The sequence below is a fragment of the Maribacter chungangensis genome (assembly GCF_042676845.1).
Lineage (GTDB): Bacteria > Bacteroidota > Bacteroidia > Flavobacteriales > Flavobacteriaceae > Maribacter > Maribacter chungangensis.
Genome location: NZ_JBHTHY010000003.1, coordinates 699,678 through 720,501 on the forward strand (window position 1 = coordinate 699,678; position 20,824 = coordinate 720,501).

A 20,824-nucleotide genomic window follows, 5' to 3' on the forward strand; every position below is an offset into this window, starting at 1 on the left:
ATCAAACTTTAGAAAGAATGATTCTAGAAATGAAAGTCCCGTCACCGGGAGAGTCCATCACGGAGGTAGAGATTGCTGAATGGCTGGTAGAAGATGGTGATTATGTAGAAAAGGACCAGGCTATAGCCGAAGTAGATTCCGATAAGGCAACCTTAGAATTGCCGGCGGAAGCTAGTGGGACAGTAACCCTAAAAGCAGAGGTCGGTGATGCCGTTGCCGTAGGTGCGGTCGTATGTTTGATAGATACAAGCGCTGCCAAGCCGGCGGGCGGTTCCGAAGCTAAAGCCGAGGCTCCCAAGAAAGAGGTCGAGGCAGCTGCCAAAGCAAAAGAAGAGAAAGCCCCAGAGGTAAAAACATCCTATGCTACTGGAAGTGCTTCTCCGGCAGCGAAGAAAATACTGGACGAAAAAGGAGTGTCTGCATCTACTGTAAAAGGTACGGGCAGGGACGGCCGTATTACAAAGGAAGATGCCGTAAAGGCGAATCCTTCCATGGGCTCGCCGATAACAGGGGGAAGTCGTGGAGAGAGCAGAACAAAACTTTCTATGCTACGCAGAAAAGTGGCGGAACGTTTGGTTACGGTCAAGAATGAAACTGCGATGCTTACAACGTTTAATGAAGTGGACATGTCCCCTATTTTTGCCTTAAGAAAAGAGTACAAGGAAACTTTTAAAGAAAAGCACGGCGTTGGTCTTGGCTTTATGTCGTTCTTCACACTGGCTGTGGTTAGGGCTTTGGAGATGTACCCTTCGGTAAATTCGATGATAGACGGTAAGGAAATGTTGTCTTATGATTTTTGTGATATCAGTATAGCCGTATCAGGACCTAAAGGATTAATGGTGCCTGTAATACGAAATGCCGAGAACCTAAGCTTTAGAGGTGTTGAAGCTGAGGTGAAACGTTTGGCCATTAGAGCAAGGGAAGGTGAAATTACTGTAGATGAAATGACTGGTGGAACCTTTACCATTACCAATGGTGGGGTGTTTGGTTCTATGTTGTCTACACCGATAATCAATCCGCCGCAGAGCGCTATTTTAGGAATGCACAATATTGTAGAGCGACCTATCGCAAGGGATGGTGCCATAGCAATAGCACCAATTATGTACGTTGCGCTTTCTTATGACCACCGTATTATCGATGGAAAGGAATCCGTGGGGTTTTTGGTAGCCGTGAAAGAAGCTTTGGAGAATCCGGAGGAGTTATTGATGCACGGAGATGTTAAAAAAGCTTTGGAGCTTTAAAAAGTGCAAATACATGAAACAAAAAAATGCGGAAAGCATAGCTTTCCGCATTTTTTTTTGTTTGGTATGTAGGCCAATCTATATGCAGTCCATGTCCTCTTTGGATTGTTGATCTGCATTTGGGAAACATGCCCCTGTAGGAAGTCTATCTGGAACATAGCGCTCTAGATTGTCGTCAAAGAGGCTGAGTTCCACAAAATCGGTGAGCTGGTCAATTTCTATTTCGGTAAGTCCAAGTGGGACGAACGCTGGGTCCAAGTTTTCTTCAGGGACATCTTTGTTTTCCGCCTCCGCTTTGTTTTTGTATTCTATTACCTCGCGCACGGAACTAAAGCTGCCCCCATGACCTAAAAACCTCAATCCTTTTAAGTTGTATAATGTGGGTGTCTTAAATGCGTAATTATCCTCCGGATTTTTTGTAAAAGCGCCCCTTCCCAGCTTATCGTTTATCCCTGGTTTTAAGTGAATGTCTTCTCCGCTAAGATCACCCATACCCAGGGCATGGAAACTCATACCGTTCATGCCCGGTCCGGAATGGCAACTGTAGCACTTACCTTTGCCAAAGAAAAGCATGGCACCCTTTTTTTGACTTTCGTCCATTGCACGCTCATCACCCTTTAACCATTTTTGAAAAGGGGCTTCCGAGGCAACTACCGTTCTTTCGTAAGCGGCAATGGCCAAACCTGCGTTTATTTTGGAATAGCGTTCCTCTAAGGGAACCTGCGGGAACGCACTATCGAACAAGCGTTTGTAGGGGCCGCTGGCAATCATTTCCGGGTCAATTTCCAATCGATGCACTCCAAGTCCTGCGATAGCTTGTATTTCTACGCCTTCAAACCCAAGTGCATTCGTTTCTTTTGGCGTGCCTGCGGTCCATTCGGACTCAGTGCCTGCATTCGTTTTTGTGGCCCCGAACTGTCCGTTCCATAACATCACGTCTTGGTAGGCTACGTTAAGAATGGTAGGTGTTCGTATGGGTTGTACGTCTATTATTGTAGGGTCGTAGTCCGCATCTATTTTTCTCATTTCACCGAACAGTCCAAATCCAAATCCACCTTCGCCTATACCTTGTTTCATACCACTTTGGAAACCAGCTTTTACATGATGGCAGCTCGCACAGGAATATGTTTCTTTTCCTTTTTCTTTTTTTGGGGCCAGACCTATGCCGGTTTCATGAAATAACAACTTGCCCAAAGCTACTTTTTCGGCAGTGATAGGGTTTTTTGGGTCGATAGGAATATCTAAAATAGTATTGTCCGGTAATAGTAGTGTAGTAATATCTACAACAGATTTTATTTGTTCCTTCAATGGTTCTTCCTGCGATATTTCCAGATATAGGTCCGTGTCAGGGGCACAGGAAAAAAATAATGAAATGAGGAAAATTGAAAGTGTAGGTCTAAGTGTAAAAAATTTCATTGGGGATGATTTTTTTACAAATAGCGGGTTATTTTCTTTACAACTGTAGTTTACTCGTTGTTAAAAAGGTAAAATTCGTTTAAACTACTTATTGGGCCACAATTTCAGCAGTTTTTTATCTATGAAGTCATTTAAACTTTTTCCGTTAGCTAAAAAATTACTCTTTTTTGCCCATTTTTTGTCTTTTTCTCTTTCCATAGCTATGCTATGCAACTCAAAAAAGCCTTCAAATGGTCATAAAATTTCTAATTTTCGCTTGAACGCGAAAAGTTTAAACCACTTCTATTTTTTTGAACTTAAATAAACACGTTTCGCATTATAGTCTATAATCGCTTTGGTTTGGTTCAGGACATCTGCCCCTATGATTCCATCCACTTTTGGAACGTTGTGGGCTTCCAGTGCCTGGTTTACATTGGTAAGGTCGAACAAAACTATTTTCAACTTCTTTTGCTTCCATTTTCCTATTTCAATCTTGTTTTTTGAAGAAATGTGGGTTTCCATATCTGTGGCTCCCGCCCCGGCGGCTTTTATGTCGGACACCTTGGACGTAAGGTTGAAATGTTCCAATTTATCAAATCCTATACAAGTGTTAGAGGCGCCGGTGTCCAAGATAAAAACACCCTTTATGCCATTGATTTTTGCCTTTACCTCTAAATGGTTGGTAGCGGTAAGTTTTAATGGAACGGTAACGTACTTATTTTTTTTTATAAATTTTTTAAGGGTCGACATATAGAAAATTAAGTGTTAGTCCTCTTTCCTTGTCTAACAGTCTATACTGTGAAACAAGACATGGATATGGGTTTTAGTTTACAAAGATAAGCCTATTTTTGTCGTATGATTGTTACGGATACACATACCCACTTGTACAGTGAGGCATTTGATGAGGATAGACAAGTGGTTATAGCGGAAGCTATAGCCAATGGTGTAGAACGTTTTTTTATTCCTGCCATAGACTCTAGCTATACAGGGCGAATGCTGTCCTTGAAGAATTCCTACCCTAATAATGTCTTTCTAATGGCAGGATTGCACCCTACACATGTAAAGGGTGATTTTAAGGAGGAGTTGCAGCATGTAAAGGAAATGTTGGGAAAGCACCCTTTTGTGGCTATTGGGGAAATAGGGATAGACCTTTACTGGGATGCAACTTTTTTAAAACAGCAACAAGATGCTTTTAGAAGTCAAATCAGGTTGGCAAAAACTCATAAATTACCAATAGTTATTCATTGCAGGGACGCTTTTGATGAGATTTTTGAAATTTTGGAAGCTGAAAAAGGTGAGGGGTTGTTTGGTATTTTTCATTGTTTTACAGGGAATTTGGAACAGGCACATAAAGCTATTTCTTATAATATGAAATTGGGTATTGGCGGTGTAGTTACTTTTAAAAACGGTAAAATAGATAGTTTTCTGGATAAAATTGACTTGGAACATATTGTGCTAGAGACAGATTCACCCTATTTAGCACCGGTTCCTTACCGGGGCAAAAGAAACGAAAGTGTTTATATCTTAAGGGTTTTGGAAAAAGTGGCCTCGATTTATGGTAAAACAACGGAGCAAGTGGCGGCGATCACTACGAGAAATTCAAAATTGGTATTTGGTATTTAATAAAGTAGATATAAGGGTATGGCAGTAATGAAGACCAAAATATTATTGATTTATACCGGTGGTACTATAGGAATGGTAAAGGACTATGATTCCGGTGCGTTAAAGGCTTTTAACTTTAAGGAGCTGCTGCAACGTATTCCAGAGCTAAATCAACTAGATTGTGCCATTGATACTTTGTCATTGGACTCCCCTATAGATTCTTCGGATATGCATCCGCGCCACTGGGTTGCTATTGCATCTATAATCGAAGAACGATACCATTCCTATGAGGGTTTTGTGCTGCTTCACGGCAGTGATACAATGAGTTATACGGCATCTGCATTGAGTTTTTTATTGGAAAATCTAGATAAACCTGTGATATTAACAGGTTCGCAATTACCAATAGGGGACTTAAGAACAGATGCCAAAGAGAATTTAATCACTTCTATTCAGATTGCTTCTTTAAGGGAGCACGGTAAGCCTGTGGTGAAGGAGGTTGGCCTGTATTTTGAGTACAAGTTATATCGGGGAAACAGAACAACGAAGATCAATGCAGAACATTTTCAGGCGTTTGCTTCTTTAAATTATCCCCATCTAGTAGAATCAGGGGTGCATTTAAATATTTTTAAAGAATATTTATGGCCTTGTAAAAGAAATAAAAAACTAGTTGTCCATAAAGTTATGGTCGAAGATGTAGCTATTTTAAAATTATTTCCGGGAATTAGCTTAAGGGTTTTGGAAAGTATATTAAATACCAAAGGTCTAAAAGCCTTGATTCTGGAAACTTATGGCTCGGGTAACGCGCCAACGGATACATTGTTCTTGGATTTACTAAAAAAAGCGATCGGCAGGGGTGTACACATAATTAATGTTACGCAATGCTCTGGCGGTAGTGTTATCATGGGGCAATATGAAACGAGTACGGCACTTAAGAAAATGCAAGTGATTAATGGTAAGGATATTACAACGGAAGCTGCCGTTGCAAAGGTGATGTATATGCTGGGCAGTGGGGTGTCCGCAAAATTATTCAAAACGGTTTTTGAGACTTCCCTGCGCGGAGAAATGAATTAAAATTAACCGCTGTTTAATTTTATTAACTAACATTTTTTTTGTTATTTGCCCAACCTTTGAAAAAAAAGGAACTAGAGAGGTGGCCGAGTGGTCGAAGGCGCACGCCTGGAAAGTGTGTATACCCCAAAAGGGTATCGAGGGTTCGAATCCCTTCCTCTCTGCAATTATAAGTTTTACTTTTTTTATATTGTTTTTTTTTTATCTTTAACCCTATTAACTAACTAATTTAAGTTTGAAAAAAATGAAAAAATTATTCCCAAGCCTAGCAATCGTTGGCGCATTTGTAGCAGGTACAAATATGGTAAGTGCAAAAGTAGCAACGGTAGCGCTAGTAGTTCAAGATGCTCCTGCAGAAGCGGAGAGAGGTTTTACTCAGTTGTTGAAAGAGATGTTCATTACCGGTGGAGCTGGATTTATGGGTATCGTACTTTTATGTCTGATTTTAGGATTGGCCGTAGCGATTGAAAGAATTATTTACTTGAACATGGCCAGTACAAATAGTACAAAATTAAAACAACAAGTAGAGGATGCATTGGCCTCCGGTGGAGTAGAAGCGGCCAAGGAGGTTTGTAGAAACACAAAAGGACCTGTAGCTTCCATCTACTATCAAGGTTTGGATAGAGCAGGTGAGAGTGTTGAGTCCGCTGAAAAAGCTGTTGTAGCCTACGGTGGTGTTCAAATGGGTCAGTTGGAGAAAAACGTATCTTGGTTGTCCTTGTTTATCGCTATTGCGCCAATGCTTGGTTTCATGGGTACGGTAATCGGTATGATTGCGGCCTTCCAAAAGATTGCTGCCGTCGGTAACTTAAGTGCATCCCTTATTGCTGGAGATATCCAAGTGGCGCTTTTAACAACGGTATTTGGTTTGATTACGGCAATTATACTGCAGATTTTTTACAACTACATTATCGCCAAAATCGATAGTATTGTAAACGACATGGAAGATTCTTCTATCACATTGATAGATATGTTGGTAGACCACAAAAAATAAGTTGCACCTTTTAATACCTAAAATATTATGCAAAAAATTATAAAAATAGCATTATTTGCTGTAGGTGTGCTAAGTGCTGTACTATGGTATTTGTTGCCAGATTCTGATATGCCGGTGGCAGAGGCAGCGCAAAGTGGCGCCATGAATACCATGTTCATGATCACCTATGCGTTGTTGGGCATAGCTGTGGTAGCCAGTTTGGTTTTTACTTTAAAGAATCTGTTCTCTAATCCACAGGGTCTTAAGAAAACACTGTTCGTTGTTGGTGGTTTTTTATTGGTCGTCGTAATTTCCTATGTAATGGCCAGTGGTACCGATGTTGATCCGGTATACGCGGCAATGACGGATGAAAGCACGGTAAAGTATATTGGAATGGGACTGAATGTCTTTTTCATTCTTACGGCTGTAGCCATACTCTCCCTGGTTGTGCCAGGCATCAAAAACATGTTCAGTAAATAAAAAAATAGATAATTATGGCTAGAAGAGCAGGAGCACCAGAAGTAAGTGCCGGTTCCATGGCGGATATTGCGTTTCTACTGTTAATCTTTTTCTTGGTAACGACTACCATAGAAACTGATGCAGGTTTAGATCGTATGTTGCCACCTTGGGAGCCGCCAACCGAGGATCCTCCAATTATCAAACAGAAGAATATATTTACTGTTAATATCAACAGGAATGGACAGCTTTTGGTGGAGGACGAAATAATTGAAATAAAGGATTTGAGAGAAAAAGCAATAGCTTTTCTTGATAATGGTGGAGCACCGTCGGGAAGTCCGGAATACTGTAACTACTGTCAAGGCTCCAGGGATGCAACTTCATCCGATAATCCTACAAAAGCGATTATTTCTTTGAAAAACGACCGAGAAACACAGTACAGCACCTACATAACCGTTCAAAATGAATTGGTAGGGGCATATAACGAGTTAAGGAACAGAGAGGCCATGCGATTGTTCAAGAAGAACTTTGTGGACATGGAAGCGGAGTACCTTAATCCTGAAACCTCGGATGAAGTAAAGGAAGAGTTGAAGGAGAAGGTGAAACGTATTCAAGAGTTGTTTCCACAGAAGTTATCAGAGGCGGAGACTTCTTCAAATTAATAAAGATAAATTAAACACTATGTCAAAATTTGCAAAGAAAAAAGATGGAGATGTGCCCGCGGTATCAACCGCATCACTTCCGGACATTGTATTTATGCTCTTGTTTTTCTTTATGACCGTAACGGTAATGAAGGATAGTTCTTTAAAGGTGGAAAATATTCTTCCCAACGCCAGTGAGATAAAAAAATTGGAGAAAAAGGATAGGGTTATTTATATCTATGTTGGTAAACCTACTAGAGAATATGAGAAGACTTTTGGTACCGAACCTAAAATTCAATTAAACGATAAGTTTTCCAATCCTTCCGAGGTTGGTGATTATATATTAATGGAGCGGGCAAAGAAGTCACAAGAGCTTCAAAACGTTTTAACTACCGCGCTTAAAGTAGATAAGAACGCCAATATGGGTATCGTTTCCGACATTAAGCAAGAGCTAAGAAAGGTAAATGCCTTAAAAGTAAACTATACAACATACGAGGGAGATGCTTTTAGAAATCTTCAGTAAGTAGGTTATGTTTTCAAACTTATTAGGACGCTCCAATGAAAATTGGAGCGTTTTTTATTTTACTAACTTTGTAAGGTATGGGAAAGTGGTTGCTATTTTTTGTGCTGTTCAGTGTTCTACATGTTGTAGGGCAAGTTCAGGTAGATTCGATCAATGAGGATAGTCGTTATTTTGAAGACCAGTTTTATCTAGGGGTCACGTATAATATTGTTCGTAATAGGCCAGATGGGGTGGCACAACAAAACTTGTCCTATGGTTTACAAGTTGGGTTCATCAAAGACCTCCCGTTAAACGGCCGTGGAACAAGAGCTTTGGGTATTGGTTTAGGTTTAGGGCTAAACACGTATTATTCCAATTTGCTAGCCGCAGAAGGTCAAAATGGCATATCCTATTCGTTGGGAGATAGTACTACGGGCTTTAAACGTAGTAAACTGGAAACACATTCGGTGGAGTTTCCGTTAGAATTTCGATGGCGAAATTCCACGTTGGAAGAGTATAAATTTTGGAGACTATACGCCGGAATAAAAGCAGCTTATCTTTTTGGCGCCAGATCCACTGCCATAATAGACGGTGCCAGAACTGGGTTTAATAACACCGATGTTGAAAGGTTTCAATATGGCCTTATGTTAAATGTGGGCTATAACACCTTTAATATACACGTGTATCATGCGCTAAACGATTTGTTCAGCGAAGGGGTTACGGTAAATAATCAAATCATTGGATTTAGTCCGTTACGGATCGGTGTAATTTTCTATATTTTATAGCCAGTAATGTAAGGTCATTAGCTGGGAAAGAATACCAATAAAGAGTCCTATGGCTATCTCTGGTTTGGTATGTGCTTTTAGATATAATCTAGAAGAGGCCACGACTCCGGTAATGCATATAAAAATACTGATGCCGATTATAATGTTCATTTCAAAGTGAACACTAAGGCCAATAAGGTACATTAGGAGCCCTCCAACGCCTACTAGGTGCAAGCTTGCCTTTATGTTGAAAAAGAGTAATAGAAGACACGTAAAGGACGCTCCTATCAATCCGACAAAATAAAAATAGAGTTCAATAATGTAGTTATTGGGTATTACCTTGTAAAGTATCATTAACAGGAGCACTATGTGAATCACAATAGGGTATTTCCTTTCGCTCGTGGTCGGCATAAAAATAGAGTTTACAACGCCAATATTCTTCAATATAAGATAGGTGATTATTGGAATGATAACGGTTAAGATAAATATGGGCAATATATTGCCGGCCTGCAATTCTATAGGTGTATGTTTTGGTGTGATAAGAAAATACGCAACCGCACCGCCGACCGGAATAAATATAGGGTGGAAAAGGTAGGAAACAATGGTAAGGAATATTCTCATTAAATTTCTTTGCGCAAGCGAGCAACGGGGATACCGAGTTGTTCGCGGTATTTTGCTACTGTTCTTCTGGCAATAGGATAGCCTTTCTCTTTTAGGATTGCTGCAAGTTTGTCGTCGGTCAGGGGTTTTCGTTTGACTTCGTTTTTTATGACCGTTTCCAGTATTTTTTTTATTTCTTTTGTAGAAACATCCTCTCCTTGTTCGTTCTTCATCGATTCCGAGAAGTATTCCTTTATGAGTTTAGTTCCATAAGGTGTGTCTACGTACTTACTGTTGGCTACTCTAGATACGGTAGAAACGTCCATTTTTATTTCGTCTGCAATATCCTTTAAGATCATGGGTCTTAAATTGCGTTCGTCACCGGAAAGAAAATATTCTTTTTGATATTGCATGATAGCGTTCATGGTTACAAACAAGGTCTGTTGTCGTTGTCTAATGGCGTCTATGAACCATTTTGCGGCATCCAGTTTCTGTTTTATGAACATTACGGTATCCTTCTGTGCTTTTGATTTTTCCTGAGATTCCTTATACCCTTTCAACATGTTATTGTATTCTCTGGACACGTGGAGTTCGGGGGCGTTTCTGCCATTAAGGCTCAGTTCCAGTTCCCCGTCTACAATGCGTATCGAGAAGTCTGGCACCACATGTTCTACAATCCTATTGTTGCCGGAGTAGGAACCTCCCGGTTTGGGGTTTAGTTTTTCTATTTCGGAAATAGCTGCTTTAAGCTCTTCTTCATCAATATTATGTTTTTGTATCAGTTTTTGATAATGTTTTTTAGAAAACTGGTCAAAAGATTTTTTTAAGATTTCAATGGCAAGTTCAATAGACGGGGTCAGCTCCTTTCGTTTTAATTGTATCATAAGCGATTCTTCCAAGGAACGCGCCCCTACACCAGGTGGGTCCAATTCTTGAACAATAGAAAGCACGCGAGCTATGGTCTTTTCCTCGGTATATATATTTTGGGTAAACGCAAGGTCATCTAAAATATCGCTTATGGGCCTTCGTATATAACCGCTTTCATCAATACTTCCGATCAAGAATTCCGCAATCGCCCACTCTTCATCATTTAGATAAACCGTGTTCATTTGGTTTAATAGGTACTGATTAAAAGACGTGCCAGCGGCATAAGGAACACTTTTTTCTTCATCATCCGAACTGTAATTGTTGGCTTGGGTGCGATAGTCCGGTATTTCATCATCGCTCAGGTAATCATCTACGTTTATATCCTCCGCCTCTATGGTTTCATTGTCGTTTACCTCATAATCATCTTCAAACTCGTCTATGTTCTCCAATTCCTCCTTGCCACTTTCTAACGCAGGGTTTTCTTCCAGCTCTTGTTTTAGGCGCTGTTCAAAGGCTTGCGTAGGCAATTGTATCAGTTTCATCAACTGTATTTGCTGCGGCGATAGCTTTTGCGATAGTTTAAACTGTAAGTGTTGTTTTAGCATCGATTCTTTCTACTGACTATAAATGTAACGAAATGCATTTAAAACTCGGCATTTTGCGGTGTTCTGGGAAACGGAATAACATCGCGTATATTACCCATACCGGTGGTAAAAAGGACAAGCCTTTCAAAACCTAGACCAAAACCGCTATGTTCTGCCGTTCCGAACTTTCGTAGATCTAGGTACCACCACAGTTCTTTTTCGTCTATATCCAGTGCCGCCATCTTTTGTTTAAGTATATCTAGGCGCTCTTCTCGTTGTGATCCACCTACGATTTCCCCAATGCCCGGAAACAGGATATCCATGGCACGTACCGTTTTACCGTCTTCGTTCAAACGCATATAAAAGGCCTTTATCTTTGCAGGATAATCGAACAGTATCACAGGACATTTAAAGTGTTTTTCTACAAGGTAGCGCTCGTGTTCGCTTTGAAGATCGGTACCCCATTCTTCTATAGGATATTGGAATTTCTTCTTTTTGTTGGGCTTACTGTTCTTTAAAATATCTATAGCTTCTGTGTAGCTTACTCTTTTAAAGTTGTTTTCCGTAACGAACTTTAATTTTTCTAACAAGGGCATCTCGCTTCTTTCGGCTTGGGGTTTGCTTTTTTCTTCGTCCAAAAGACGTTTTTCCAAAAACTCCAGATCTTCTTTACAGTGTTCCAGTACATAACGGATAACGTTTTTTATGAAATCCTCTGCCAGGTCCATATTGTCATTTAGGTCATAGAAGGCCATTTCCGGCTCTATCATCCAGAATTCTGCCAAGTGTCTGGCGGTATTTGAATTTTCGGCCCTGAACGTGGGGCCAAATGTATATACCTTGCCTAAGGCCATCGCGTAAGCCTCAGCTTCTAGTTGGCCGGAAACTGTTAAGTTGGTCTCTTTGCCAAAAAAATCTTGCTTGTAGTCAACGGTGCCTTCCTCTGTCAATGGTGGGTTTTTGTCATCTAGTGTAGTTACGCGAAACATCTCCCCTGCACCTTCAGCATCGGAACCGGTAATAATGGGTGCATGAAAATAGTAAAAACCATTTTCCGTAAAATATTTATGAATCGCAAAAGCTAAGCTGGATTTTACGCGCATCACCGCGGAAAACGTATTTGTCCGTATCCTCAAATGTGCTTTTTCCCTTAAGAATTCCAGGGAGTGTTTTTTTGGCTGTATCGGATAGGTCTCTGGGTCCGCGGTACCATGAACATGAATGTCATTAACCTGAATTTCAACAGATTGTCCACGGCCTTGGCTCTCAACTAAAGTTCCGCTAATTTTAAGCGCGGCTCCTGTACTAATTTGTTTTAGAACTTCTTCGTCAAATTTTTCGAAGTCTACAACACATTGTATGGTATTTATGGTAGACCCGTCGTTCAAGGCAATAAACCTATTGCTTCTAAAGGTTCGTACCCATCCATTTATGGTTATGTCCTGTAGCAGTAGCTTTCCTTTGAGTACTTCTTTTATGGTTATTGGGTGCATGTTCGATCAATTGAAAATTAAAAGTCCAAAGATAGCTTTTTGACAAAAAAGAATGAATCTATACACCCCTAAAAACCGTTTGGGGTTTTATAAGTTATTTTAGTCTAGGTCCTCTTCTTTGGGAAGTATATCTATCTGTGGTTTTTTGAGTACCGTTTTGTTCGATATACTCCGCTCCAAAGAAATCAACAGTGAAGGTAAGAGGATAAGGTTGGCCAACATGGCAAATAGTAGGGTAGCGGAGACCAGAGCACCTAAAGCTACCGTACCGCCAAAGTTGGAGATAACAAATACCGAGAAGCCGAAAAACAACACGATAGAAGTATAGAACATGCTTACGCCCGTTTCTCTTAGGGCTGCATAAACAGATTTTTCTATGCGCCATTTACTAGCCGTCAGCTCTTGACGGTATTTGGCCAGAAAGTGTATGGTGTCGTCTACGGAAATTCCAAAAGCGATACTGAATACCAATATCGTGGACGGTTTAATAGGAACGCCTACAAAACCCATAACTCCTGCCGTTACCAAAAGCGGAAGCAAATTGGGAATCAAGGATATGATGATCATTCTAAAGGAGCGAAACAAATAGGCCATGAACAAGGCTATAAGACCAATGGCCAACGCCAAGGACATCACCAGGTTTTTTACCAGATACTTGGTTCCCTTTAGAAATATAAGCGCACTACCCGTCATGTATACGTTATAGCGTTCTTCTGGGAATATTTTCGTAATGTTTTCAAGTAGGCTGCGCTCTATTTCTTCCATACGCTCGGTTTTTACATCGCGCATAAAGGTGGTCATTCTTGCGGTTTGCCCCGTGCTGTCTACAAAACTTTTAAGAAGGTCGCCATTGTCCGATGACTTTCGTGCAACATCCATAATAAAAGTATTTTCCTGACTGGTGGGGAGTTGGTAGTATTTTGGAATACCGTTGTAAAAGGCTTGTTTTGAATATTTTACCAGGTTCACTATGGAAACCGGTTTGGAAAGCTCCGGTGTTTCGTCTACCACTTGGCCAAGGCGGTCCATGCGTTTGAGGGTAGCGGGCTTAAGCACGCCTTTTGGGTTTTTGGTATCTATGACGATCTCGACTGGCATAATACCATCGAATTCCTCTTCAAAAAATCGGATGTCCTTAAAAAAATCTGCATTTTTTGGCATGTCCTCGATCGGACTACCGGAAATATCGATTTGATATATGCCGATGATGCTAAGCACGAGTAGGGCTATAGAGATAATATAAACCGATATTCTTTGTTTTCTAACAATCCCTTCCATCCAGCTGACAAAGGCGTCGATCCATTTTTTGTTTAAATGTTTTAAGTGCTTCGTCTTGGGAAGTGACATAAAACTATATACGATAGGAATAATAAGTAGGGATAGAATAAAAATACCGATGATATTGATAGATGCGACAATACCAAACTCCTTCAATAGTTTACTGTCCGTAATAATAAAAGTAGCGAAGCCGGAAGCCGTGGTAACATTGGTCATGAGGGTTGCATTTCCAATTTTGGAAATGACACGTTGTAAGGAAAGTGCCTGATTACCGTGCTTCTTTACCTCTTGTTGGTATTTGTTTATGAGAAAAATACAATTCGGAATCCCAATAACAATAATCAATGGCGGAATTAGGGCGGTAAGAACGGTAATTTCGTACTGTAGTAGACCAAGAACACCAAAAGCCCACATTACTCCTATAATTACAACGAACATTGATATAAAAGTGGCACGCACGCTTCTAAAGAAGAAGAAGAATATAATCGATGTAACTCCTAAAGCTGCTAAAATAAATTTTCCGATTTCGTCTATAATGTTCTGGGAATTCATCGTTCGCACATAAGGCATTCCAGATATACGGACATCCAAACCGGTTTCTTTTTCAAAACTATTCACCAAACGCATCATATCCTTAAGCACAAAATCCTTTCGAACGCTCGTGTTTATAATATCCTTGTCCATATACATTACGGTACGTATGGTACTGCTTTTTTTATTGTAAATAAGGTTATCGTAAAAAGGAAGGTTGTTGAACAGGTATTGTACGATACTGTCTACTTCTTGTAGTGTTTCCGGTTGTTTCTTTAGTAAAGGTTGCATAACAAACTCCTGTTTGTCACTATCCTTTATAAGTTCCTGGAGATTGTCTACGGAGAGCACAAAGTCCACTTCGGGGAATGCCCCTAACTGCTTACTGAACTTGTTCCATCGGTTAAAATTTGTAGGGCTGAACAAGGCGCTGTCTCGCACGGCAAAAACCACCGCATTGCCCTCTTCTCCGAACTGACTTAGAAAAGAGCGGTACTCTTGGTTTACCGGATGGTCGTCCGGTAACAAGTTTGCCGGAGAATTGGAAAACTGCATGTTCTTCCATTGCATCCCTAAAAAAACCGTGACGGCGGCAACACCTAATAGAATGAGAATTCTATTCCTTAGAATAATCCTTGCGGTCTTTGCCCAAAATCCTTTTGTGAGTTTTGCTACCATAGCTTTTTTAGCAGGATGCAAAGGTAACTAATGTGTACAAGTGTTCCTAGATTGAAGGATTTAAAATAATCAGTTCCTTTGTAAAAAATAAAAAACGGCCTAGGCCGTTTTTTATTTTTTGAAATCCTAGTAGTTTATACCTTCATGATTTCGGCTTCTTTCATTCCTAGGAAGTCATCGATTTTTTTAACATATTTGTCCGTAAGTTCTTGAACATCGGCAGTTGCGTTTTTTTGTAGGTCTTCGGATACGTCTGCATCCTTAATGTCCTTATTGGCATCTTGTCGTGCACTTCTTACACCTACTTTGGCATGTTCGGCCTCCGCTTTTGCCTGTTTGGTCAGTTGTATACGGCGTTCCTCTGTTAAGGGCGGTACATTTATGATGATCATATCTCCGTTGTTCATCGGATTAAAGCCAAGATTTGAGTTCATGATCGCTTTTTCGATTTCCTGTAGCATATTTTTCTCCCAAGGCTGAACCGATATTGTACGACCGTCCGGAGTATTTACGTTGGCTACCTGCGATAATGGGGTTTGAGAACCATAATAGTCTACCAATACAGAGGACAGCATGGCGGGGCTTGCCTTTCCTGCGCGTATTTTTAGAAACTCGCGTTCTAGGTGTGAAATTGCGGCCTCCATGCCTTCTTTGGCTGCATCTAAAATAAAATCTATCTCTTCGTTCATAATACAAATTTCTAAAGTATGATCATAAATTATACCAAAATTACATATTCACCGTGGTACCAATATGTTCTCCATTCACGATTTTAAGTAAGTTTCCCTTTTTGTTCATGTCAAAAACCACAATTGGCAGTTCATTTTCCTGACTTAGGGTAAAGGCGGTCGTATCCATTATCTTCAAGCCTTTGTTAAGTACGTCTTGGAAGGTTATGGTGTCAAATTTTGTAGCCGATTTGTCTTTTTCCGGGTCGGAGGTGTAAATTCCGTCTACACGGGTTCCCTTAAGAATCACATCCGCCTCTATTTCGATGGCGCGCAATACCGCGGCAGAATCTGTAGTGAAATATGGATTTCCGGTGCCTCCGCCAAAAATAACCACGCGTCCCTTTTCCAGATGGCGCATTGCCCTTCTTCTAATAAAAGGTTCTGCTACCTCGTTTATTTGTATGGCAGATTGCAGTCTGGTCTGTACTTCCTGCATTTCAAGGGCACTTTGTAGTGCAAGTCCGTTAATGACGGTAGCTAACATTCCCATGTGGTCTCCTTGCACGCGGTCCATACCGGTGGCTGCCCCGGCCAGTCCCCTAAAAATGTTACCGCCACCGATTACAATGGCAACCTGTATTCCTTGATTTACCACTTCCTTTATTTCGGTTGCATATTCATTAAGGCGATCGGAGTCTATTCCGTATTGCTTCTCGCCCATTAGCGCCTCGCCACTTAATTTAAGAAGTATTCTTTTGTATTGCATGGTTATAATAATTTCAAAACAAAAATAATGAAAATAATCTATGGGAGCGTTAGGTGATCACAGCCGTTCAAAACATAATTATTTCCTAATATTCAAACACACGGGTTTATGTTTTGATATTCTTTTGTAGTATTGGCAATTAACTGGAAAGAACAGGGTTTTAAAAGGAGTTTTTATGAGAAAAGTATGGGTTTTGTTGGCGGTTGTAGGTGTACTGTACAGTTGTGGTTCAGGTAAGTTTCTGGTGACTATAGATACCGTTCCCATAATTGCTTCTCTGGATTTGGTCAATATCAAAAATGACAAAGTGGCCGTATCTATAGATCCAGGAGCTTTTACAAGTGATGTTGTTTCTTTTAGAATTCCAAAAACTGTACCCGGCACCTATAGTTCGGATGACTATGGTACTTATATTCAGGATTTGGTTGCTTTGGACTACAACGGCAAACTTATGGAAGTGGTAAAAGAGGATGTAAATACTTGGCGTATTGCCAATGCCAAGAGTTTGGATAAAATTACGTATTGGGTAAATGATACCTACGATACGGAAAAGGATATGGAAGATCCTGTCTTTTCTCCGGCAGGAACCAACATTCTTGAAGGTGAAAATTTTTTACTGAATTTGCACGGTTTTGTGGGGTATTTTGATGGGTATAAGGAGATTCCATATTCCATTTTGGTGCAGAAACCGGTTGGTCTGGTTGCTGCCACTACATTGGCACAAGAGCCCGATAGAAAGCCGGATGCTGGGTGGGACGGATTTGTAGCCAATCGGTATTTTGAGGTTATCGACAACCCTATTTTATACGCCAGGGAAAATATCGAAGTATTCAAGATCAATGATATCGAGGTTACGCTGAGCGTTTATTCGCCTAACGGAGTGTATAGGGCATCGGACCTAAAGGAACGAATGCAGGAGATGATGATGGCGCAAAAAACGTTTCTTGGGGAGGTGGACAGTACCAAAGAGTATGCTATTTTATTGTATTTATCAGAGCTGGACAAGGCCGATGCCCAAGGTTTCGGAGCTTTGGAGCATCATACATCTACCGTTGTGGTATTGCCAGAAAGCATGTCCAAAGAACGCTTGGAGCAAGCTATGGTAGATGTGGTATCCCATGAATTTTTTCATATCGTAACACCCTTGAGCATACATTCCAAGGAGATACAGTTTTTCGATTTCAACGACCCTAAAATGTCCAAACACTTATGGATGTACGAGGGTACTACCGAATACTTTGCCAATCTTTTTCAAATTCAGCAGGGTCTTATCGATGAAGCAGCGTTCTATGAGCGTATTATGGACAAGGTGGCTAATGCAAGAACTTACGAAGAGGATATGTCCTTTACCGTTATGAGCCAGAATATTCTAGAACCTCCCTACGATGATAATTTTGGGAACGTTTATGAGAAAGGAACCTTGATCAATATGTCCTTGGATATTTTGATAAGAGAAAAGAGTGGTGGAGAAAAAGGGGTGCTTTGGCTTATGAAGGAACTCTCTAAGAAATATGGCAAGGATATTCCATTTGAGGATGATATGCTTATTCCGGAAATTGTGGCGATGACCTATCCGGAAGTCGGTTTGTTCTTTGAAACCCATGTAATTGGAAAAGTACCCATAGATTATTCCGTTTACCTGGCCAAAGTAGGTTTGGCAATCGTAAAGGTCAAAGAGCAGACCGGTTATTTCTTGGATGGAGAAATACCTTTCATAGATGTAGACCAAGAAAATGGGAACACTATTTTTGTTCGGGAGAATATTGGGTTAAATACCTTCTTTACCGGACTTGGGGTTCAAAATGGAGATGTAATACAGCGTATTAACGGTACCGATATTAGCTTGGAGTCTATACGACCTATTATAGCTGCAAGTTTCAATTGGACGCCAGACACTAAAATTTCAATGGATGTACTACGAAATGGTAAGCTAGTCAGCTTAAGTGGTGTAGTGGGGACACCGGAATTGGAAGTGGATAGGATTATTTCGGTTGATGGTGTTTCGGATGATTTCTATGCATTAAGGAACGCATGGCTAAAACAATAAAATACCGATTTAAGTTTTGACTGTCATATTGAAAATTTGAATTATTTTTTTCTCAGTTTAGGAATGAAATCTAAGCATAGCATTAGCTATGGTTCTATTTTATGACGACAAATGAGTAAAAAAGAAACTTGTTTTATGCGACATCTAGAAGTTAAATTGGTATCATCCCATTGGTTGCAAAGAAAATCCCCCTTAAGCGAAAAGCGTAAGGGGGATTTTTATCTAATGCGGTAAAAAAAGGATTAACCTACACTCGCACGTTTAAATCCGGTAACGGAAACATCACCATAGGATTCAACATAAGCTGCAACGCTCATTTTCTCATCCTTGATAAAGTTTTGGTCCAAAAGACATTGCTCTTGATCCAAAGTAGTGTTGTCAGAAACGAATCTGTCCATTTTTCCAGGAAGAATTTTGTCCCATATCTGTTCCGGTTTACCTTCGGCCTTTAATTGTGCTTTGGCATCTTCTTCGGCCTTGGCCATAACCGCAGGGGTCAATTGAGCCATGGAAATATATTGGGGAACATTTTTTAGTGTTTTCCCTAAACGTACCAACTCTTCGTTTTCCTTTTCTATCACCGCGATTCTTGCTTCGGTTTCAGAGGCTACAAAAGCAGCGTCAAAATCCTTGTAAGAAAGGGTAGTTGCCCCCATGGAAGCTACTTGCATGGCCAAGTCTTTAACCAAGACCTCGGCATTATCCACTTTTGCGGACAGTCCCACCAAAGCTGCTATTTTATTAATATGTACATAGGAGCCAACGTAAGGTGCTTCCAATTTGTCAAAAGCGGTAATCTCTAATTTTTCTCCGATAACCCCAGTTTGTTCAATAAGCTTGTCGGAAACCGTCATGCCTCCAAAATCGGCTGCTAAAAAAGCATCCTTGGTATCATGGTTTAGAGCTATTTCTGCAAGTTCATTAGCAAGGGCAACGAACTTTTCGTTTTTGCCCACGAAATCGGTTTCACATCCTAACACGATAGCTACACCTGCGGTTTTTTCTGCGTTTACTTTTGCTATAGCAGCTCCTTCGGAAGATTCCCTGTCAGCTCTTTTTGCTGCAACTTTTTGACCTTTTTTGCGCAGTACCTCGATCGCCTTGTCAAAATCACCTTCGGCTTCTACCAAAGCATTTTTACAATCCATCATTCCGGCACCTGTCGCTTTTCTTAATTTATTTACTTCTGCGGCGGTAATTTTTGCCATAATTAATTTTTTTGTTGTCGTTCCCGCCTAGCGACGGGAATTTGTTTTTTAGTATTCTTTTAAATTGTAAAAGGGGTTATTCAACACCGCCTTTAACGTTGTCTTGCCACTCCTTAAGTTCGTCCCATTTACCATCGGCAGCCATTTGCGCTTGCTTTGGCCAGGAAGTTGGGTCTAAGTGCGCCATTCTGGAGCTGGCTTCTGTTAGGATTTCCTTGATTTTATCGGCATCTCCTTTGGCAAGGTCCGTAAAACTTCCCATACCTGCGTTGGTCAACGCTTCTGCCGCTTTTGGCCCTATTCCCTCAATTTTAGTAAGGTCGTCAGCTTTAGCTTTCTTAGGGGCTTCTTCTTTGACGGCATCTTTAGTGGCCTCAACTGCTACTTTTGGCTCTGGCGCATTTTCAACTACAGGAGCTGGTGTTGTGTCGGTCTCCGCTGGAGCTGGTTCCAATGTTGCCTTAGGAGCTTCCTTTACTGCCTCTTTTTTAGTTTCTTTTGCCTTTTTTGCATCGTCACCGGCACTTTTTTCCGATTTACGTTCTGCAAGACCTTCCGCAACGGCATTGGTTACTTGTGTCATGATAATGTCAATGGACTTAGAGGCATCATCGTTGGATGGTATAAGGTAGTCAACATCCCTTGGGTCGCAGTTGGTATCGACCATCGCAAAAATAGGAATGTTCAATTTTTGGGCCTCTTTAACAGCGATGTGCTCGCGCATGGTGTCTACGACGAAAAGAGCACCTGGTAAACGGGTCATTTCAGAAATAGAACCTAGGTTCTTTTCTAATTTTGACCGTAAACGGTCTACTTGCAAACGTTCTTTTTTGGATAGTGTAAGAAAAGTTCCGTCTTTCTTCATCCTATCGATCATTGCCATTTTCTTAACTGCCTTACGGATCGTTACGAAATTGGTAAGCATACCACCGGGCCATCTTTCTGTAATGTACGGCATGTTTACATTCGCTGCTTTTTCGGCAACAATGTCCTTCGCTTGTTTTTTGGTAGCTACGAAAAGAATTTTTCTTCCGGATGCTGCAATTTTGCTCAAAGCCTCATTGGCTTCATCCATTTTTGCAACTGTTTTGTAAAGATTGATAACGTGTATCCCATTACGCTCCATGTAGATGTAAGGAGCCATGTTCGGATTCCACTTTCTGGTAAGGTGTCCAAAATGCACACCTGCCTCTAATAATTGTTTTACTTCGACTTTCGCCATGTTTAATGTTAGTTTACGTTCTTATGAATTAGCAACAATGAAGTGGTATTTCGCAATGCGAAAAGCCTCCACTGTTTAGATGCTAAACTAATGTACTTCGAATCTAATGTTCGAAATGTACGCTCTTGTCGCTTTAGAGGGCGATTAAGAGACTTTTAATTGTCCCTTTAGGGACTTTCAATGAACTAGTTAGAAAAAATATAATTTAAGGCGCCCATTTAATAATGAGCGCCTTGA

19 protein-coding genes and 1 tRNA gene are annotated in these 20,824 nt (G+C 40.6%); 10 read left to right on the forward strand and 10 right to left on the reverse strand.

Annotation, left to right across the window (positions count from 1 at the left end; all coding sequences use genetic code 11):
- Window positions 1-17: 17 nt before the first annotated feature.
- Complete coding sequence (gene odhB / locus ACFQZJ_RS02985) at window positions 18-1,241, forward strand: 2-oxoglutarate dehydrogenase complex dihydrolipoyllysine-residue succinyltransferase (RefSeq protein WP_379932185.1); 1,224 nt, start codon at window positions 18-20, stop codon at window positions 1,239-1,241.
- 78 nt (window positions 1,242-1,319) lie between these two features.
- Here odhB and ACFQZJ_RS02990 read toward each other — a convergent pair whose 3' ends face one another.
- Window positions 1,320-2,657 (reverse strand): cytochrome-c peroxidase, encoded by a 1,338-nt coding sequence (locus ACFQZJ_RS02990; RefSeq protein WP_379932186.1) that lies wholly within the window; start codon window positions 2,655-2,657, stop codon window positions 1,320-1,322.
- A 282-nt stretch (window positions 2,658-2,939) separates the two neighbouring features.
- Window positions 2,940-3,386: a retropepsin-like aspartic protease family protein gene (locus ACFQZJ_RS02995; RefSeq protein ID WP_379932188.1), complete on the reverse strand. Its 447-nt coding sequence runs from the start codon at window positions 3,384-3,386 to the stop codon at window positions 2,940-2,942.
- Between the two features lie 105 nt (window positions 3,387-3,491).
- Between ACFQZJ_RS02995 and ACFQZJ_RS03000 the strand changes: the two genes are divergently transcribed.
- The 8 genes from ACFQZJ_RS03000 (at window position 3,492) to ACFQZJ_RS03035 (ending at window position 8,663) form a co-directional block, all read left to right on the forward strand.
- Window positions 3,492-4,259, forward strand: coding sequence for a TatD family hydrolase (locus ACFQZJ_RS03000; protein ID WP_379932190.1), 768 nt, complete (start codon window positions 3,492-3,494; stop codon window positions 4,257-4,259).
- Window positions 4,260-4,286: 27 nt separating this feature from the next.
- Entirely contained in the window at window positions 4,287-5,309 is a 1,023-nt protein-coding gene (locus ACFQZJ_RS03005; RefSeq protein WP_379932191.1) for an asparaginase, read from the forward strand.
- 73 nt (window positions 5,310-5,382) lie between these two features.
- Window positions 5,383-5,470 (forward strand) — tRNA-Ser (locus ACFQZJ_RS03010).
- Between the two features lie 80 nt (window positions 5,471-5,550).
- On the forward strand, window positions 5,551-6,300 hold the full coding sequence (locus tag ACFQZJ_RS03015; protein WP_379932193.1) for a MotA/TolQ/ExbB proton channel family protein: 750 nt from the start codon (window positions 5,551-5,553) through the stop codon (window positions 6,298-6,300).
- A 27-nt stretch (window positions 6,301-6,327) separates the two neighbouring features.
- The gene (locus ACFQZJ_RS03020; RefSeq protein ID WP_379932195.1) at window positions 6,328-6,759 is read left to right on the forward strand and encodes a hypothetical protein; all 432 of its coding nucleotides are present in this window, start codon (window positions 6,328-6,330) and stop codon (window positions 6,757-6,759) included.
- Window positions 6,760-6,773: 14 nt separating this feature from the next.
- On the forward strand, window positions 6,774-7,397 hold the full coding sequence (locus ACFQZJ_RS03025) for an ExbD/TolR family protein (RefSeq protein WP_379932197.1): 624 nt from the start codon (window positions 6,774-6,776) through the stop codon (window positions 7,395-7,397).
- Window positions 7,398-7,416: 19 nt separating this feature from the next.
- The gene (locus ACFQZJ_RS03030) at window positions 7,417-7,899 is read left to right on the forward strand and encodes an ExbD/TolR family protein (protein WP_379932199.1); all 483 of its coding nucleotides are present in this window, start codon (window positions 7,417-7,419) and stop codon (window positions 7,897-7,899) included.
- 77 nt (window positions 7,900-7,976) lie between these two features.
- Window positions 7,977-8,663 carry a porin family protein gene (locus ACFQZJ_RS03035; protein WP_379932201.1) on the forward strand — a complete coding sequence of 229 codons (687 nt, stop codon included), beginning with the start codon at window positions 7,977-7,979 and terminating at the stop codon, window positions 8,661-8,663.
- On the opposite strand, the gene ACFQZJ_RS03040 is transcribed toward ACFQZJ_RS03035, so the two are convergent.
- From ACFQZJ_RS03040 to pyrH, 6 genes are all read right to left on the reverse strand, one after another.
- Window positions 8,658-9,263, reverse strand: coding sequence for a hypothetical protein (locus tag ACFQZJ_RS03040; protein ID WP_379932203.1), 606 nt, complete (start codon window positions 9,261-9,263; stop codon window positions 8,658-8,660). The genes ACFQZJ_RS03035 and ACFQZJ_RS03040 overlap by 6 nt on opposite strands.
- Complete coding sequence (gene rpoN / locus ACFQZJ_RS03045; RefSeq protein ID WP_379932205.1) at window positions 9,263-10,714, reverse strand: RNA polymerase factor sigma-54; 1,452 nt, start codon at window positions 10,712-10,714, stop codon at window positions 9,263-9,265. The genes ACFQZJ_RS03040 and rpoN overlap by 1 nt, the downstream gene beginning before the upstream one ends.
- 38 nt (window positions 10,715-10,752) lie before the next feature.
- Window positions 10,753-12,186, reverse strand: a complete 1,434-nt coding sequence (asnS, locus tag ACFQZJ_RS03050) for an asparagine--tRNA ligase (protein ID WP_379932206.1) — start codon at window positions 12,184-12,186, stop codon at window positions 10,753-10,755.
- Window positions 12,187-12,285: 99 nt separating this feature from the next.
- Window positions 12,286-14,673: an efflux RND transporter permease subunit gene (locus ACFQZJ_RS03055; RefSeq protein ID WP_379932207.1), complete on the reverse strand. Its 2,388-nt coding sequence runs from the start codon at window positions 14,671-14,673 to the stop codon at window positions 12,286-12,288.
- 134 nt (window positions 14,674-14,807) lie between these two features.
- A complete protein-coding gene (gene frr / locus ACFQZJ_RS03060; RefSeq protein WP_379932209.1) occupies window positions 14,808-15,362 on the reverse strand; it encodes a ribosome recycling factor in 555 nt (184 codons plus the stop codon).
- 40 nt (window positions 15,363-15,402) lie between these two features.
- Window positions 15,403-16,110 carry a UMP kinase gene (gene pyrH, locus ACFQZJ_RS03065; RefSeq protein ID WP_379932211.1) on the reverse strand — a complete coding sequence of 236 codons (708 nt, stop codon included), beginning with the start codon at window positions 16,108-16,110 and terminating at the stop codon, window positions 15,403-15,405.
- Window positions 16,111-16,285: 175 nt separating this feature from the next.
- Between pyrH and ACFQZJ_RS03070 the strand changes: the two genes are divergently transcribed.
- Window positions 16,286-18,157, forward strand: coding sequence for a M61 family metallopeptidase (locus ACFQZJ_RS03070; protein ID WP_379932212.1), 1,872 nt, complete (start codon window positions 16,286-16,288; stop codon window positions 18,155-18,157).
- 242 nt (window positions 18,158-18,399) lie between these two features.
- On the opposite strand, the gene tsf is transcribed toward ACFQZJ_RS03070, so the two are convergent.
- Window positions 18,400-19,365 (reverse strand): translation elongation factor Ts, encoded by a 966-nt coding sequence (tsf, locus tag ACFQZJ_RS03075; protein WP_379932214.1) that lies wholly within the window; start codon window positions 19,363-19,365, stop codon window positions 18,400-18,402.
- A gap of 76 nt (window positions 19,366-19,441) precedes the next feature.
- On the reverse strand, window positions 19,442-20,587 hold the full coding sequence (rpsB, locus tag ACFQZJ_RS03080) for a 30S ribosomal protein S2 (protein WP_379932216.1): 1,146 nt from the start codon (window positions 20,585-20,587) through the stop codon (window positions 19,442-19,444).
- Window positions 20,588-20,824: the final 237 nt, after the last annotated feature.